The organism is Spiroplasma endosymbiont of 'Nebria riversi' (assembly GCF_018831625.1).
In the GTDB taxonomy this organism is placed as follows: Bacteria; Bacillota_I; Bacilli_A; order Mycoplasmatales; family Nriv7; genus Nriv7.
In genome coordinates, this window is record NZ_CP065193.1 from 1,144,961 (window position 1) to 1,161,469 (window position 16,509).

Annotated in this window: 18 protein-coding genes and 2 pseudogenes; 9 read left to right on the forward strand and 11 right to left on the reverse strand. The window is 24.6% G+C overall.

What is annotated here, in order from left to right; all coding sequences use genetic code 4:
• Window position 1: 1 nt before the first annotated feature.
• Complete coding sequence (locus tag I5Q57_RS07370; protein ID WP_215825920.1) at window positions 2-2,305, reverse strand: ribosome-inactivating family protein; 2,304 nt, start codon at window positions 2,303-2,305, stop codon at window positions 2-4.
• A 278-nt stretch (window positions 2,306-2,583) separates the two neighbouring features.
• On the opposite strand from I5Q57_RS07370, the gene I5Q57_RS07375 reads away from it, so the two are divergent.
• Complete coding sequence (locus I5Q57_RS07375; protein WP_215825921.1) at window positions 2,584-3,519, forward strand: Mbov_0401 family ICE element transposase-like protein; 936 nt, start codon at window positions 2,584-2,586, stop codon at window positions 3,517-3,519.
• A 603-nt stretch (window positions 3,520-4,122) separates the two neighbouring features.
• On the forward strand, window positions 4,123-4,974 hold the full coding sequence (locus tag I5Q57_RS07380; protein WP_215825922.1) for an HAD family hydrolase: 852 nt from the start codon (window positions 4,123-4,125) through the stop codon (window positions 4,972-4,974).
• A gap of 342 nt (window positions 4,975-5,316) precedes the next feature.
• Here I5Q57_RS07380 and I5Q57_RS07385 read toward each other — a convergent pair whose 3' ends face one another.
• The 6 genes and pseudogenes from I5Q57_RS07385 to I5Q57_RS07405 form a co-directional block, all read right to left on the reverse strand.
• Window positions 5,317-5,772: a hypothetical protein gene (locus tag I5Q57_RS07385; protein WP_215825923.1), complete on the reverse strand. Its 456-nt coding sequence runs from the start codon at window positions 5,770-5,772 to the stop codon at window positions 5,317-5,319.
• A gap of 99 nt (window positions 5,773-5,871) precedes the next feature.
• Window positions 5,872-5,985 (reverse strand): annotated as a pseudogene (locus I5Q57_RS10155) (hypothetical protein); the annotation flags it as partial.
• The gene (locus I5Q57_RS07390) at window positions 5,939-6,094 is read right to left on the reverse strand and encodes a hypothetical protein (protein ID WP_215825924.1); all 156 of its coding nucleotides are present in this window, start codon (window positions 6,092-6,094) and stop codon (window positions 5,939-5,941) included. The gene I5Q57_RS07390 and the pseudogene I5Q57_RS10155, both read right to left, overlap by 47 nt.
• A 58-nt stretch (window positions 6,095-6,152) precedes the next feature.
• Window positions 6,153-6,746 (reverse strand): DDE-type integrase/transposase/recombinase, encoded by a 594-nt coding sequence (locus tag I5Q57_RS07395; RefSeq protein ID WP_215825925.1) that lies wholly within the window; start codon window positions 6,744-6,746, stop codon window positions 6,153-6,155.
• A 59-nt stretch (window positions 6,747-6,805) separates the two neighbouring features.
• Window positions 6,806-7,126 (reverse strand): hypothetical protein, encoded by a 321-nt coding sequence (locus tag I5Q57_RS07400; RefSeq protein ID WP_215825926.1) that lies wholly within the window; start codon window positions 7,124-7,126, stop codon window positions 6,806-6,808.
• Window positions 7,127-7,202: 76 nt separating this feature from the next.
• A complete protein-coding gene (locus I5Q57_RS07405; protein WP_215825927.1) occupies window positions 7,203-7,502 on the reverse strand; it encodes a hypothetical protein in 300 nt (99 codons plus the stop codon).
• 853 nt (window positions 7,503-8,355) lie between these two features.
• On the opposite strand from I5Q57_RS07405, the gene nusA reads away from it, so the two are divergent.
• From nusA to I5Q57_RS09505, 5 genes and pseudogenes are all read left to right on the forward strand, one after another.
• Window positions 8,356-9,606, forward strand: coding sequence for a transcription termination factor NusA (gene nusA, locus I5Q57_RS07410; RefSeq protein ID WP_215825928.1), 1,251 nt, complete (start codon window positions 8,356-8,358; stop codon window positions 9,604-9,606).
• 19 nt (window positions 9,607-9,625) lie between these two features.
• Window positions 9,626-9,820, forward strand: coding sequence for a YlxR family protein (locus I5Q57_RS07415; protein WP_215825929.1), 195 nt, complete (start codon window positions 9,626-9,628; stop codon window positions 9,818-9,820).
• Window positions 9,821-9,920: 100 nt separating this feature from the next.
• The gene (gene infB / locus I5Q57_RS07420) at window positions 9,921-11,753 is read left to right on the forward strand and encodes a translation initiation factor IF-2 (protein ID WP_215825930.1); all 1,833 of its coding nucleotides are present in this window, start codon (window positions 9,921-9,923) and stop codon (window positions 11,751-11,753) included.
• Window positions 11,753-12,115, forward strand: a complete 363-nt coding sequence (rbfA, locus tag I5Q57_RS07425; RefSeq protein ID WP_215825931.1) for a 30S ribosome-binding factor RbfA — start codon at window positions 11,753-11,755, stop codon at window positions 12,113-12,115. Before infB ends, rbfA begins: the two co-directional genes overlap by 1 nt.
• 221 nt (window positions 12,116-12,336) lie before the next feature.
• Window positions 12,337-12,597: pseudogene (locus I5Q57_RS09505) on the forward strand (IS3 family transposase); the annotation flags it as partial.
• Window positions 12,598-12,852: 255 nt separating this feature from the next.
• On the opposite strand, the gene I5Q57_RS07430 reads toward I5Q57_RS09505, so the two are convergent.
• From I5Q57_RS07430 to I5Q57_RS07440, 3 genes are all read right to left on the reverse strand, one after another.
• The gene (locus I5Q57_RS07430; protein ID WP_215825932.1) at window positions 12,853-13,074 is read right to left on the reverse strand and encodes a hypothetical protein; all 222 of its coding nucleotides are present in this window, start codon (window positions 13,072-13,074) and stop codon (window positions 12,853-12,855) included.
• A gap of 242 nt (window positions 13,075-13,316) precedes the next feature.
• The gene (locus tag I5Q57_RS07435; protein ID WP_215825933.1) at window positions 13,317-14,018 is read right to left on the reverse strand and encodes a DDE-type integrase/transposase/recombinase; all 702 of its coding nucleotides are present in this window, start codon (window positions 14,016-14,018) and stop codon (window positions 13,317-13,319) included.
• Entirely contained in the window at window positions 13,960-14,427 is a 468-nt protein-coding gene (locus I5Q57_RS07440; protein WP_215825934.1) for a hypothetical protein, read from the reverse strand. The genes I5Q57_RS07435 and I5Q57_RS07440 overlap by 59 nt, the downstream gene beginning before the upstream one ends.
• 244 nt (window positions 14,428-14,671) lie before the next feature.
• Between I5Q57_RS07440 and I5Q57_RS09750 the strand changes: the two genes are divergently transcribed.
• Together I5Q57_RS09750 and I5Q57_RS07445 are read left to right on the forward strand one after the other, a co-directional pair.
• Window positions 14,672-14,800 carry a hypothetical protein gene (locus I5Q57_RS09750; RefSeq protein ID WP_256444885.1) on the forward strand — a complete coding sequence of 43 codons (129 nt, stop codon included), beginning with the start codon at window positions 14,672-14,674 and terminating at the stop codon, window positions 14,798-14,800.
• 189 nt (window positions 14,801-14,989) lie between these two features.
• Window positions 14,990-15,745: a two-component regulator propeller domain-containing protein gene (locus I5Q57_RS07445; protein ID WP_215825935.1), complete on the forward strand. Its 756-nt coding sequence runs from the start codon at window positions 14,990-14,992 to the stop codon at window positions 15,743-15,745.
• Window positions 15,746-16,096: 351 nt separating this feature from the next.
• Here the strand turns inward: I5Q57_RS07445 and I5Q57_RS07450 are convergent, their stop codons facing one another.
• Entirely contained in the window at window positions 16,097-16,486 is a 390-nt protein-coding gene (locus I5Q57_RS07450) for a hypothetical protein (protein WP_215825936.1), read from the reverse strand.
• Between the last annotated feature and the right edge of the window lie 23 nt (window positions 16,487-16,509).

The window sequence follows — 16,509 nt, forward strand, 5'->3', positions numbered from 1 at the left end:
ATTATTTCTGGTGTCCCCCTCATGTTGAAGGTTGTTGCATTATTTCTAAGTAATTAGTATCAATATCATTATTATCTTGAATAAGGTTTCTAAATGTTAATTCGCCATTGCGATTTGGAATTGTATCTAAATTTGATTGTATATAATCAACAACGCGATTACGAAAGACAATTCTTACTAATGTATGCGCGGTAGCATCTTGATATCATAATTGATTTAGATTTCTATTATCTTCTAAATCATATTGTTGTAGTAATTTTTGAATATGTAATAAATATTTTAAATTTTCTTCACCAAATAATTGGATAAATCGGTTTCTAAATTCTTCATTATTATTTCTCACTGGCAATAAGTAAGATGTTGATACCGACCAAAACAAACAACTATTATCCGCTGGTACATCATATGTTGGTTGTAATAATGTTTTTAATTCTTTTTTTGTGTTTTTAATTCTTTCTTTAATTCTTTTTTCTAATTCTTGTTTTTGCTCTGGTGTTAATTTTTCTGATAAGTTTTTTAGTAACTCTTTATCTTTTATTATTTTTTGATTTAATTCATTAAATTTTTTTAAAAGATTTTGTGCTTCTATATGACCATTATTTGTTGCAATATTTAAAGGTGTATTATTAACATACTTAGCATTAGTATTAGAACCACTAGCAAGTAGTAATTTAATAATTTCTGTATGACCAAAAAATGCTGCATAATGTAATGGCGACAAATCACCTTCAACCATTGAATTAACTTTAATTTTATTTTTACTATTTTTATTTGTTAATAATTCTTTAACAATCTCTATATTACCTAAATAGGATCCATAATGTAAGGGTGATAAATTGCCCCAATAACCATTTATTACTTCTAAATTTGAATTTAACATAAGTAATAATTTAGTAATATCTAAATTATTTTGAGTAATAGATGAACATAAAAGACTAGTGTTATTATTACTAATATTATTAATAATATTAGTAATTTCTGTTTTAACTTCTTGATCTGATTTTTCTACATCATTTTTGGTTTTGAAATTTTGATTTATTTCTGGAAAAATTTCTTGTTGTTTTTTAATTATAAGTTGTTCACTTGCGAAATTAGAAGATAAATTATTTAATATTTTTAAATCTAAAGGTTTAATTTGAACTTTTATGAAATTTTTTGCTTCATTTACAAAATCATCTTTTAATTCTTTTTCATCTTGCGTGGCATTTTTATCAAATCATGTTGCTAACTTGTTAGTTAATTCTTGTTCATTTTTGAAGTTTAAAAAATTATCTAAATTGTTTATAAGATCTTCTTTTTTATTAAAAATGAAATCATTTAATTTTTTAATTTTAATTAAATCTGCTCAAATTTCTATTCTAAATTCATTAATCTGTTTTGAATATTTGTCTCATTTATTTAATTGTTTTTTATAATCTGCTCAATTTATTTCTTCATTTTTCCCATCAATGGTGTCTTGAACAACCTTCAATATATTTTTTAAGTCGTTTTTTAGTTCATCAACATTTCGAATTTCTGCAAAAATTTCTAAAGTCTTTTCATCACATTGAAACCGCATCGCCCCACTAGTAATAAAAACTAATCGTGCTAAATGTTGTTTTATTTTATTATTATCTTTTATATTATGTTTTGATAATGCACTAATAGAATCGTCTATATTCGAGTAAGAAATACCGAAATTATCATTATTTAAATGACAATAATTACTATTATAACCTAAATTTATTGACTCTTGAATATTTAAGTCCTGTTTCTTAATTTCTTTTACTTGCGAATCTTTAAAATGAAAATATTGATTGCTATTGTTTATAAATCCTAGGACATAAAAATTTTTTAAATTAATTACTAATTTTATATTTTTATCATCACTGTTTTTTAAAGTTAATATTAGTATTTTTTCTTTCTTATTTTGTTGTTCGTTAATTCAATTAGCCATTTTGGGTTCTAATTCTTCTAATTTAGAAATAATTGTTTTATTATCAAGTTCTGTGCTTATAATTCCGCCCATATTGATGCTTCTTAATGGATCAAGATAATTTTCATCAATAAGTCCCTGTAACATTTTTTTAATCTCTTTAGCATAATTTTCATTTAAAGTAATTTCTTTTTCAATGAATTCAACTTGATCAGCTGTACTTGTTGAGGGTTGCGCATTTTGTGGTTGTTTGACTTTTTTATTTTTTCCTTTTTTCGGCGGCGCTTGTCTTTTTGGGCGAGTTAATGTTTTTGGACTGTTTTTAATTTTCGCTTTATTGTTATTAGACTTGTTGGCAACTAAGGGGCCGGCAGCATTACTGGTTAGCAAAATTATCCCTAGTAATTCTAAGAGTTTTTTTCATACTAATCAAATTCCTTTCGTGAATTTTTACTAATTAATAAAATTTATTAAATAATCAACACGCTTTTTCCAAATCTTAGTCTGGAATCTATTCACTTTGCAATTTCATTATGTACCGTCAAACAAAAAAATTCTAATTTTACTATATAGACTTCTTACAATACTATGATAGTAACTGAAAATTGTATTATTGAAGCAAATAAATTAAACTTTATTAAAATTACTACCAAGAAAGGTGATTTTTTATGTTAAAAATTAATAATAATTTAAAAACGATAGAAAACAAGCATTGATTAAGTTTATTTACAACGCATAAAAATATGTACACCAATAAATGTGAACAATTAGCTAACGAATATGAAAAATTAGATGAATACTTATATAAATATCATTATCGTTTAAAACAAGGTTATAAAGTAGTTCATTTTGCAACAAGAACAATTATTACAATTTTTGGTGAAGTTATTTTTAAACGACGCCGATATAAATATTGAAATCAAAAATCAGGTAAATTTGAATATGTATGTTTATTAGATAAAGAAATTGGTTTATTACCTAAACAACGCATTTATTTTGATGTTCAATTTAAAGTTTTAAGTCTTTTGGGCGATGGTAAACGCTATAGCGATGTTTTAGATGCTCTAAATCATTGTTATATTTCAAAAGCTAGTATTTCAAATATTTTAAATAAATATGATATTGCTGAATATTTTCAACTAGCAGAAAAAGAAACTAAAACTAGAATTGATGTCAAAAATAAGGATTTATATATTCAACTAGATGAGACATTTTTAGCGACATTAGATCAGAAAGTTAAACAAGACCAAAGAATTTGTTTAGTTGCTTTTCATACCGGATATAAAGAAAAAAATTACAAAAATGCTCGTAGAAAATTAGAAAACAAACGAGGTCATTTTTTAATGTTAAAAATTGGTAAGCGAATAAATACGATGGATTATCGTGATTTATTAATTAGAGAATTACAAAAATATTATGTGAGTATTAATTATGACAGAATAATTGTTTGCGGCGAAGGCGCTAATTGAATTAGAGAAATTTCCAATAGTTTTGGTAATGTTAGATATATTTTAGATGGTTATCACGCTATTAAAAAATTAAAACAAACGGCACTTAATATTATTTTTGAAAATCGTAAAGTATTATTAAATAGTTGAATTTAATTATATAAAAATGGAAATCATCAAGAATTAATCAAAACCATTCGTAATGTTGCTAAAAATGAATTAAATAAAGATATTAAAAAAAATTTAAGGAAAGCTAGTAATTATTTCAAAAACAATAAGCACGGTATTCATAATCAAAATTTAGAATGAAATATCGGTTGTAGCATTGAAAGTGATGTATCACATTTAGTAAAACAACAATTAGGATATGGAGCAAAAATATATAATCATAAGAATTTAAATAACTTATTACATTTAAGAATGGCAAATTTAAACAAATTAAATGTATAGTTGAATTAATTATAAAGGTAATGCTGTAACAAATAAATATAATAGATTTAAGTAAGTAAAAATATAAAATTAATATATATTAGTGAAAATTTAATAATATTAATAATTTTTAGTGTGTAAAAATTCAATAATATGGTAAAATAATCATGAATAAAAATGACAATAACAAGAAAGGTATGGTTATTTTAGTAATTAAATAATATAATTAGCTGATTGTTTTACTTCTTCAAAGCAACACCTAAGAAAACTAAACGCGACACCAGAGTTCGACAAAATTAAAAAAAATTGTAATATATGTTATAATTATTTGTGAAAAATATAAAATTAGAAAAGATAAATGGTGTTATGATGAAAATTAAGTTAGTTGCTTTAGATTTAGATAAAACATTATTGAAAAATCATTTTAAGTTACATCCAGAAAATATTGTTGCTGTGAAGCAAGCTCAAGAACTAGGTGTTAAAGTAATTATTGCTACAGGACGATCACCGCAATCTAGTTATAAGTTTGCTCGCGAATTAGGTTTATATGAAACTAGTGAGCATATGGTATTTTTTAATGGTGCCTATGTTATTAATTTAAGAACTGGTGAGTTATTAGTTGATAAAGAAATATCATCAGGTGCTATTAAGAAAATTATTAATTTAGCTAAAAATTATAAAGTTGCTTTTTGAGGTTATAGTGTTGATGGTAATATTGGTTATATTTTAAAGAAAACTTTTAAAATTTGATTAATTCAAAAGTTAAATCGTCGTAAAATTGTTAAAGTTAATGAAAATTCTGATGTTAGAATGTATAAAATTTTATTATTAGGTAAGAGTAAAAGAATTAATATTTTAGCATTAGAATTAGAAAAGTTACAAATTGCTGAAATTGCGATTTCTGAAAAGGGAAAATCTCGGATGATTGAGGTTAATGAATTAAATATTAGTAAAGCAAGTGGTATTAAGCATTTAGCTAAGATGTGAAATATTAATCGTGAAGAGGTTATGGCGATTGGTGATGGAATGAATGACTATAAAATGATTGAATGAGCTGGTTATGGAATTGCAATGAAAGATAGTGAAAAACCATTATTAGCAATTGCTAATGATATTACTGATACTTATAATAATGGTGGTGTTAGTAAAGCAATTCATAAATATATATTAGATATTAACTAAGATGTTATAAAAACTCTTAGTTTTTTTTAATAAAATAGTTGTTTTAATTTTGTCGAAAACTCTTGATAAAATAAAAAAAATCATCAATTTGATAAGTTTAAAAGGCTTTTATGTAAAATTACTATTTTTACTTTAATTTTTTATACATTAAAATATAATACCGCTGTTTGTTGGTTTGGAGTTAAACCCCTATGTTGGTATTTTCATTTTCAGAGATTTAAATAATTTTGAATATTAGTAAAACCTAAACCTTGATAATGAATTAAGGCTTCTTCAAGACTAGATTGTAATTTACTGATTTTATTTAAGTTACGATAAATAGCTTCAGGATTAATTGTTGTTTTAGCTACACATAAAGTAGAATTTTGTTTGTTTTGCTAATAAAAAATATAATTTTTGCATATCAGAAGTAATAATTGAATTTTGGTTAATTAATTCTTTGTTCATATTTTCAATAACTCATTGTTTTTGTAAACGTTTGGTGTTTGTGGATTTAACATAAATATTGTTATTATTATCAACTGCCATTTGAATACAGCATTTAGTATTAGTTGCGAATGGGTAAAGGTGAATTCTTCGTGGATCAGTTTTATGTTTGAAATTTCCTTTATGAATTTCTTTAATAAATGTTTCATCGATTTGGATTTTACCAGATAATTTTTTAAATTTTAATTGGGTATTTTCTAATTGTTTTGATTTCATTAATTTTTGACGATTATATCAAGCGGTTTTTAATGTAGTTTTAATAAAATGATAAATTGTTTTACTAGATTGCCCCAGCAATGAAATTTGAATCAATAAATTTCATTGTTCATAATTTAAATGACTTCAATAAATAAAATGATTACTAAAAGCGTCAAAACTTGCACGGCAATTTTTACATAAATATTTTTTTCCTTCTGAATTATGTCCATTTTTAACGCAATGGTAAGATTCGCATTTAGGGCATTTAATACCTTGTGCTCTAAATTTTTGATCAATTTCATTTAAACGTTTTTGTTTTTTTATTAATTCTGCTTGTTGTTTGACTTTTTCATAAAATTCTAAAAATTGATCATCTGTTAAAGTATTTACTAGTTATTGAATTATTTTCTCCATAATTATTATCTACCTCTATCATATTAAAAATATACCTAAAATTAAGTATATTCAATAAATATCAAGAGTTTTCGACAAAATTAAAATAATTTTTTATCCTTGGAATAAAATAATTTGTTATAATGTTGGTGGAATTGTTCAATCTTACCATTGGATTGAGGCGAACGAATTGGTGTGTTTTCACGAACAATTCTGTTCCTTGAAAGAAAGGTTGTAAAAGGCCTTTCTTTTTCTTTGTATGCTTTTTTATTACTTCAATTAGTAGTAGTAAATTCCGGAGCATTGTCAGTACGAAGGCGTTTAATGGTTATGCCAAGTTCGCCGAAATCTTTCATTGATCTTTGCGCGGCATTAAGGGCATTGTTAGTTCCTAAACTATCATAAACATAACCAAATACTATGCGTGTTATTTCGTCAATGAAATCATAAATATAATATTTTTTATCAACCGGAAAATTTGATGTGGTAATAATTTTGGCATCCATTTGTAAAAGACCAATTTCAGAAACTTCATAACGCTTAAAATGGTGTTTTGTTTGTTTGTTTTGCTGTTTTAATTCTTTTCAACGAGGGTCGGATTTAATTCAACAATAAAAAGTTTTAATATTTTTCGGAACTTCTGAATTTTTAACATCATGAAAACCGATTTTTAAATTGTTAAATAAAGACCACATTCCGCCGGCTTGAAGATTTTTATAATCAAAATATAAATCACATACTTTTTCACGAGAATTTAAACTATATTGATAATTAAGATTTTGTCATTTAGTGGTTTTGTAGTTTTAAACAATAACAAATCTAAATTGTCCGAATAATAAGCAGTTATAATTTTTTGTGCCCAACGATAAAAGGTTTTTGTTGCGTTCTTAAAATATTTTTTAATAAGTTTTGTTAAAGTAGTTTCTTTAATATAGAAATAAGTACATAAATTTAAATATGCAGTAATGCGATTTTTAGTTTTATAGTAATAAGGATTACGGCAATTAGCACTTAGTCAGCTTTGGATTTTTGCTTTTAAATCCGCTAAATCAGCTTGGGGAATAATATATTTCATTTTTTTAAACTCCTTAAATTAAGAAAACCGTATTACAAAAAATACGATTTTCAAACATATTTATTAAAATTGCTAATTAATTAGGTATTTTTGTTAAAAATGAACTTATAAAATATTGTGGTTTATTTAATTGATATCTATCTAAATAAACAAATGACACTTTAATACTTTCAAGTTTAGGAATTTCTCAGTCATAAGTAGTCAATATATCTTCAGATGGTTTTGGTTTATAAACACCTTCTCGTTTAAAAAAATCCCTTATAGGATTATTAATACTTTGATTTTCGATTAAAAAGCTTTTTTCAGAAACATTACTTCTACATCCAAAAATAAACATTACACATACTAAATTTAAAGCTGATAAAAATTTTCGCATAAAGAAAAATCCTCCTTTCAAAGGAATTATATTATAAAAAATATTGGCAATATTTAAGAGAACTTATTGTAACCTATCCATCCTAAAAAGGGTTGCCATACCAGTATGATTAGAAGGAATGAAGCAATTGCAAACAAAATATCCACAAATTATTAAATTATTTGATTTGAATGTTGTTTTTAATAAAAATTTAGATGAATTTCAAAAAAAGGCGGAATATTTAATAAGGGTTCTACTGATGTTAATTACAGTTGTATTTTATTTGGTTTGAATGTTAAACCTGAGTTTAATGAAGATTGTGATTTTTATAATATTAATGAGCATTTTTTCTTTGATTTTATTCATCCAACAATTTGGGTTCATGAACAATTAGGAGATATTATTTATGATTTAAGTCAAAGTAAATGGTAATAAATTTTTAAAAATATCGTTAAATATTTTAGATTCATTGCCAAATATTAAAAATTATTAATAAAATCTAATTGTCAAATTTGAATATATTTTTATCACTTTTGCCAAAAAGTTGAATTCTTACAATAAATGAGTTATTTAAAAAATCACAATGGATTATTAGTTCTGATGCCATTAGTGTTACTGCTAATGAGCATTTCTAAATTAACAATTTGGAATTTATTTTAATAAAATTAATATTATTTAAAAACTGTAAACTTAAAAAGTTTACAGTTTTTCTATGTTAGGGAATGATTAATTTAGTTCTTGTAATAGTAGTCAAAACACTATATAATTAACAAGTAATTAGGGCAGATGAAGGTGAGGAAATCCTCACCTTCATCTAATTTAAAAGTCATAATTAAAATGTTGACAATAATAGTGTTAGAAGGAGTAAAATAAGATGATTGATGGAATAGAAATTTTAAAAGCAATTGATCTTTTGGTGGAAGAAAAGAAAATTGATCGCAGTTTAATTATTGAGGCTATTAAAGAAGGAATAATAAAAGCTTATGAAAAATATTTAGACCCACAAGCTTTAATAAAAGTAGACTTTGATGAACAAACTGGTCAAATTAAAGTTTATCGCTTACTAAAGATTGTTAGTAAGATTGAAGATGAGTTTGCTGAAATTTTATTAGATGATGTTAAAAATTTAGAGAAAAATTTAACAATTGATAATATATATTATGAACCTGTTGATACTGATGAATTTTCTCGTTTAGCGGCATTACAAGTAGCACAAATTTTAAAGCAACATTTAAGAGAAGCAGAAAAAGAAGTTGTCTATGAAAAATATATTTCTAAGAAAGATGATATTTTAATTGGCACAATTGATAATATTGAAGAAAACTATTATTTATTAAAAATTGTTGACCGTACTTTTGCAATTTTACCTAAAAAAAATATTATTCCCACAGAGAAATTTTATTTAGGTGATAAAGTAAAATTTTATGTTGAGGATATTAATAAAACGAAAAATTTTGGACAAATTTTAGCTTCAAGAACTCATCCAGGATTTTTAAAAAGATTATTAGAAATTGAAGTTCCAGAAATTTATGAAGGAATAATTGAAATTAAAGTCATTGCAAGAATTGCAGGACAAAGATCAAAAGTTGCAGTATTTTGTAATGACCCAACTATTGATCCGATTGGTGCTTGTGTTGGTAATAAAGGAAAAAGAATTCAAAGTATTATGGATGAATTGAATAATGAAAAAATTGATCTTATTAAGTGAGATGCGGAAATAAAAACATTTATTATTAATGCTTTATCGCCAGCTAAAGCGATTTCTATTAGTTTAGATGAACAAACTAATGAAGCTAATATTATCGTTGCTGATGAGCATTATTCATTAACTATTGGTAAAAAAGGAATAACAGCAAAATTAACAGCAAAATTAACAAAATGAAAAATTAATATTATTTCTTTCAGTGATGCTTTAAATCAAAATATTATTTTTAAATGAAATGGTAATTTATCGAAACAGCAAATGCAAGAATTACAAAATAAACATCAATTTAAAATCAAGGAAGATAATTTGCTTGTAGAGTTAGAAACAAGTATTGAAGAAATAGATAATATTGTTAATGAAGAAAAAAAAATTCCGCAAGATAATGTTGATAATACTAATACTGAATTAGATAAAGATTAAATAAAGGAAAAAAATATTGGTGGCAAAACAAAAATTAGTATATCGGCAATGCATTGTTACAAAAGTTGTTGTTTTACGAAGTAAGTTAATAAGAGTTGTTAAAACAAAACAAGGACAAGTTTTGGTTGATTTAAATTATTGTCTTGCTGGTAAAGGTGCTTATGTTAAGCGAGAAGTTGCTATTATTGAAAAAATGCAAAAAAAAAATTATTAGAAAAGATTTTTAAAACACAAATTGTTGATAATATTTATTTATTATTAGTCAAAGTTGTAAAAGAACAGGAGCATAATAATTAATTAGGGGTGGTGATTGTATGAAAAAAAGTAATCAAAGAAAAAAACAAACAATAGTTATTAAAAATCAATTAAAAACAGGAAGTGATTCACATCTTGATAATGGGATTTTTATTTTTAGTGAACCGTTATCAATTATTGAGTTTTCTAAAAAAACAAATATTCCTGTTGTGAAAATTATTAAATATTTTTTTAATAAAGGACAAATGTTAACACAAAATAATTTTTTGAATGAAGAATTAATTGGTGAGTTATGTTTAGAATTTGGTTTAGATTTTAAAAAGGAAACTGTTATTACGCATCAAAATTTGTTAGAAAATTTAGATATTATTGATGATATTAATGATTTAAAAGAACGACCGCCAGTTGTTACTATTATGGGCCATGTTGACCATGGTAAAACAACTTTGTTAGATAATATTAGAAAATCTAAAATTACTGAAAAAGAATTTGGTGGTATAACGCAACATATTGGTGCTTATCAAATTAAAACAAAGGATAGTAAAATTATTACTTTTTTGGATACGCCAGGACATGAAACATTTACGCAAATGCGTGCCCGGGGCACTAAAGTTACTGATATTGTTGTATTAGTTGTTGCTAGTAATGATGGTGTTATGCCACAAACTAAAGAAGCAATTGATCACGCTAAAGCTGCTGATGTGCCAATTATTGTGTTTGTTAATAAGATGGATTTGCCGTCTGCTAATGTGGAATTAATTATGAAAAATTTAGCAACTTTAGATTTAATTTCGGAAGAGTGAAGCGGTGATACAATTTTTGTTAAAGGTAGTGCTTTAACTGGCGCAGGAATTGATGAATTATTAGATGTAATTTTATTATTAGCGGAAATGCAAGGTTTACAAGCTAATCCAAGTCGTTTTGCTAGTGGAACAGTTATTGAGGCGCATTTAGATCGTAATGTTGGTCCCGTTTGTACATTGTTAGTTCAAAATGGAACTTTAAAAATTAAAGATGCTTTGGTAGCAGGAGTTTCTTTTGGTCGGGTTCGTGATATGAAAAATGATCGTAATGTTGCTATTAAGGAAGCAACACCTTCAATGCCAATTGAAATTCATGGTTTAGATTTTGTTCCTAAGGCGGGTGATCCATTTATGGTGTTTGGTGATGATAAGTTAGCTCGTGAAGTAGCGTTATCAAGAAAAACACAAGATGAAATTAATGAGCGAAGAAAAACTAAAACTTTAAATTTAGAAAATTTATCTGATGAAATTGCAGCTGGTAATTTGAAACATATTGATATTATTTTAAAAACCGATACTCAGGGAAGTTTAGAAGCTTTAAAACAGTCATTAAGTAAAATTAAAATTGATGATATTAGTATTAGAATTATTCGTTCTTCAGTTGGACCAATTAGTGAATCAGATATTACCTTAGCTGTTGCTTCAAAAGCTTTAGTTTATGGTTTTAATGTGCGACCTAATTCTGTTGTGCGAAAATTGGCATTAGATGAAGGAATTGAGATTCATCTTCATAATATTATTTATAAAGTAATTGAAGAATTGCAACAAGCAGCAAGAGGTTTATTAGATCCGAAGTTTGAAGAGATTGTTTTAGGACAAGCTGCTGTGCGCCAATTATTTCATTATTCTAAGGTTGGTGTCATTGCGGGATGTATGGTTATTGAAGGTGTTATTAGTCGTCAAAGTAAAGTAAGGGTTTTACGAGATGGTATTGTTATTTATGATGGTGATTTATCATCTTTAAAACATCAAAAAGAAGATATTAAAGAATCACGACAAGGAACTGAATGTGGGTTAACTATTAAAAACTTTAATGATATAAAAGAAAATGATGTTATTGAATCTTATTTATTGAAGGAAATTAAGTAATGGTAAATGTTAAGTTTCAACGATTACAAACCACAATTCAACGCTTGCTAACAAATATTTTGCAAAAAGAAGTTAAAGATGAGAATGAAGTTTTGCAAAAATTAATAATTACGGAAGTAAAATTAAATAATGATCGCACAATTGCTAAAGTATATTATGATTCTTTGGTTTTCCAAGAACAAAAGCAGATTATTGAATTAGTGATAAAACAAAATTTGTGATTAATCCGAAAAAAATTAGGTCAACAGTTAACGATTTATAAAGTTCCGCAATTAATTTTTATTTATGATCAATCATTAAGTGAAAGTAGAAAAATTGAAGATATTTTAAATAAAATTAAAAAAGATTCTTCTAACTTTTAAACGGTAATTTTTAGGATGCATAAAGTTTTATTAGGTAGATAAAGATTTGAATAAATATTAAGGCAGTCAGCAATGATTGTCTTTTTATTTTATAAGGTGTTAAAAATTTGTTCTTTGAAAATTAAATAAAAGTGAATTAATAATGTTGGTATGTATTAAAGCACGATATATATGGATAGGTTACAATAAGTTGGACCATATTTATGTGGACTTTCAAATAAAATAAAATTATTGATGAAATTTTAAGCACTTTTAAAATTAAAAGATCATTAAGCAATAAGGGGTGTCCTTATGATAATGCTGTTGCTGAAACAACTTACAAAACCTTTAAAACGGAATTTATTGAGGGTAAAAAATTTGAAAATTTAACATAATTAAAATACGAATTATTTGATTTTGTTAATTGATATAACAACATTCGAATTCACGGCAGCCTAAATTATTTAACGCCTGTTGAATTTAGAAAACAACAGTCTACATAAAAAGTGTCCTAAAAAGCGTTGCCATACCACGCTTTCCACGCCGCCTCACCACTACTATAAACATCAACCAAGATGTTTTGTGGAGTTTTTTTAATTTAAAATCCAACACACATTTTACCGCCACTCTTAAGGCGTCTTAAAACACCTTTAAAATTAATTTTTAAAATAATTAAAAATTACATCCTTTTTATCATTCTCTTTTTCAGCAATAAAAAAATTTAACAATTCTTGTCATATAATCAAATTAGAATCCTGTTATTTCTTATTAACTGAAACCAATTGATACTCACCAGTTCTAATTATTCCAATACATATTGAATTTTCATATTTTCCTTTATAAACAAATCGTTTTGAAAATCAAATACCAATAGGATTAATAAATCACGGAATTTCTGGTGCTTTAATAAGAATTGCGTTTTGTGTTTCTTTTAAAAGATATTTTTTAGTATTTAAAAAAATATTTTCAATATTTCTCACATATATACCTTCCTTACAAATATATTTAGTTATATTAAACTAAGTTATATTTAACTTAGTTTATTACTATTAAGGCACAAAAAAATACAAGGCATAATTAAAAATAATAAGTTTTAATTTAACCTTATATTTCTTGCAATAAATAAATGAGCTCGTATTTATTTATTAATTAAAAGCAAGTTTGTAGAAACCAAAATCTTGTCATATGTATATGGTTTCTACAAAAAATTTTAAAATATGTACTATAGCGCGGACATATGTTGGTTTCAAGAGGTTTTTAAAAGTTTGTTTAAAAAATTGAATGGGGTGTCTTTTATTGTTCAATGATTCCTTTGGAAGTTATAAAAGTAATAATATTCATTTAAATATCTTTGTAATTCATTAGTATTAAATCTTTTGATATCATCTAACAATAATAAATTATTATAATTCTTATGAAATCTTTCTATCTTACCATTACTTTGTGGTGACCTTATTGGAGTAGTTTCGTGTATTATCTTATTATCTTTTAAATATTTACTAAAAGGTCTTTCTTTTATCTTATATTCATTTTTATTACTCCAATTAGTAGTAGTAAATTCTGGAGCATTATCAGTTCTAATTCGTTTAATTTCTATTCCAAACTTCTTAAAATCATATATTGCTCTTTGTACAGCATTAATCGCATTATTAGTTCCTAAGCTATCATAAAAATAACCAAATACTATTCTTGTCTTTTCATCAATAAAGTCATAAACATACATATTTTTTTCTACCGGATATTTTGACTTGGGAAAGTATTTAGCATCCATTTGTATTAATTCAATTTCTTTTACTTCATAACGATGATAATAACGCTTGTTTTCCTTAATTTTTTGTCTAATTTTATCATAGCGAGGGTTATTTTTAATTCAACGATAAAATGTTCTGATAATTCCTTGGTAAATAATATTTATGGGCGTCATGCTCGCCGCTAAGAAGATTATTATATAATGAACAAACACCACCAGCTTTGATATTTTTGTATTTGTAAAATAAATCACATACTTTTTTACGACTTTCAATATTAAATTGATAATGAGGATTTAATGGTTTTGTTGATTTAATTATTAAATTATCAAAATCATTTGCATAATAACCATTAATAATTTTTTTAGCTCAACGATAAAAAGTTATATCAATATTGTGAAAGTGTTTTTTAACTAATGATTTTAAAGTATTTTTTTCGGTATAAAATTGTTTGCATAGGTTTAAATAACTGTTAATTCGTTTTTTAGTTTTATGATAGTTTTTATCTCGATAAAAACTCTTTAATCAGCATTGTAAGCGTGCTTCTAAATCTGATAATTGATTTTCAACGATAATATATTTCATTGTTTATAACCCTGCTTTCTATTTAATTGTTTTTGTTAATTTAATTTGATTATAATCAACCGTTACTTGTAAATTTATCAAATTTTTTCATATTTAATGACCTAAAAAAGTAGAAATTTTTATTTGTTGGTATATAATGAAATTCCAATCCAAAGAGACTGTAGATTAATTTTTGGAGAAAGGTTGTTGATTATTCGGTAAATTTTATTAATTAGTAAAAATTCACGAAAAGGATTTGATTAATATGAAAAAACTTTTAGAATTACTAGGAACAATAACCATAGCGGGAAACGGGATATCAGGAATTGTTGGAAACGCTCCGGCTTCAGAAATTAAAAGTAAAATTAATTATTCACAAACAAATAATTTATAAAATTTAAATAGAGTACAAAGAAATATATGTAATAATTATTATATTGAAAAACTCACCAATATAGAATCTGATATTAGAAATATTGCCGTTGATAGTAAAGGAAATATTTATTTTAGTAAAAGTAAAAGTAATGATGTTAATTATAATATTTATGTTTTAAAGCAAGGCGAAACAACAGAAACTAAAATTATGGGAATACCAAATACAAATATTAAATCAATAGTTGTTGATAATAATGATAATATATATATTGCAACTGGTTTACTTTATAATTTTGATTGTAATGTTTATATTTTAAAAGAAGACGAAACAACCGCAACCAAAATAAATGGTATAAATGAAGAGCGTGTTACCTCAATTATAATAAACAATAATGATATTTATTTTGGAACAAGTAGTGGTCATATTTATGTATTGAAAAATGGAACAACCGTGCCTGAGCAAATAAATTTTAAACAAATTTTTACAAATTCTGATGATGTTAATACTCTAGCTATTAATAAAAAAGGTGATATTTATTTTGAAATATATCAAAATGGTGGTAATAATAATGGAATATATGTTTTAAAACAAGGAGCAAATGAAGTTCAAAAATTTACACAAATAGATAGACGAGATATTAAAGCAATAGTTGTTGATAACAATGATAATATGTACTTTGGTACAGATTATTTTACTTACTTATTAAAAAGTAATACAGAATTTACAAAAATATATAGAATACAAGGTAATAGAAATATATTAATTGATAATAAAAACAATGTTTATTTTATTAATTATAATAACATTTATTTATTGTCAAAAAATAAAATAAAATCTTTAACACCAACTGTTAGACAAATTGATACATTAGAAGGCATTGATATTTGAAATAGTTTTATTGATAAAATCACTAATAAAATTTATTTTGCAACTTCTAAGGGGCCATATATATTTAAAAAATAGATAAACATAATATGAAAAAATTATTATCAATTTTATGGAGCAATCAATTTAACAACAAGTATAAAAAGTTTAATTTCTTGATTTCTTGTAAAAATAAGAAAAATATTAAAATCAGTAATTAATTAAAATCACTGATTTTAATTTTTTCAAAATAGAAAGAAGAATTAAAATGAAAAAGTTGCTTAGTTGTTTAGGGGTATTGTCATCATAGAAAACTACCTTTATATATAGGTCAGTAATTTTAACAGTTTTTAAATTTAATTATTAAGGATTTTCAATTTCAATTTCAAAATCATTTATTTTTTCTAAAAAGTAATCTTTTGTGAGATTATTATTGGTTCAAACATTTAACTATGTGCCTTTTGCTTTGATTGTTATTTTTTTATTAATTATTCATTTATCATCTTCATTTTCTATTTTTGTTCCGTGTGTAGTTATTAATTTTCTAATTTTTTCTTGTTTATCTTGATTATTTTGAAATTTTTGTGTAAATAGGAAAGTAAAGTTGTTTAAATTTTTTAATTCTGGTATTTTCTCATTTAAATTGCTATTATCTTTTTTATATATTTGAACTCGTACAATTTTTGTATTTGAAATTCAAAATTCTACTTTTTCTAAGTCTTTGATTTTAAAATCATAAACTTTATTCTTTTGTTCTACTAATTCATTCGCTTTTTTAGAACAGCCCGCTATTGTCAATGCCGTTAGTCACGAAAGAGTTATTATGTTTAAAATTTTCATTATTTTAACTCCTTTATTGTTTT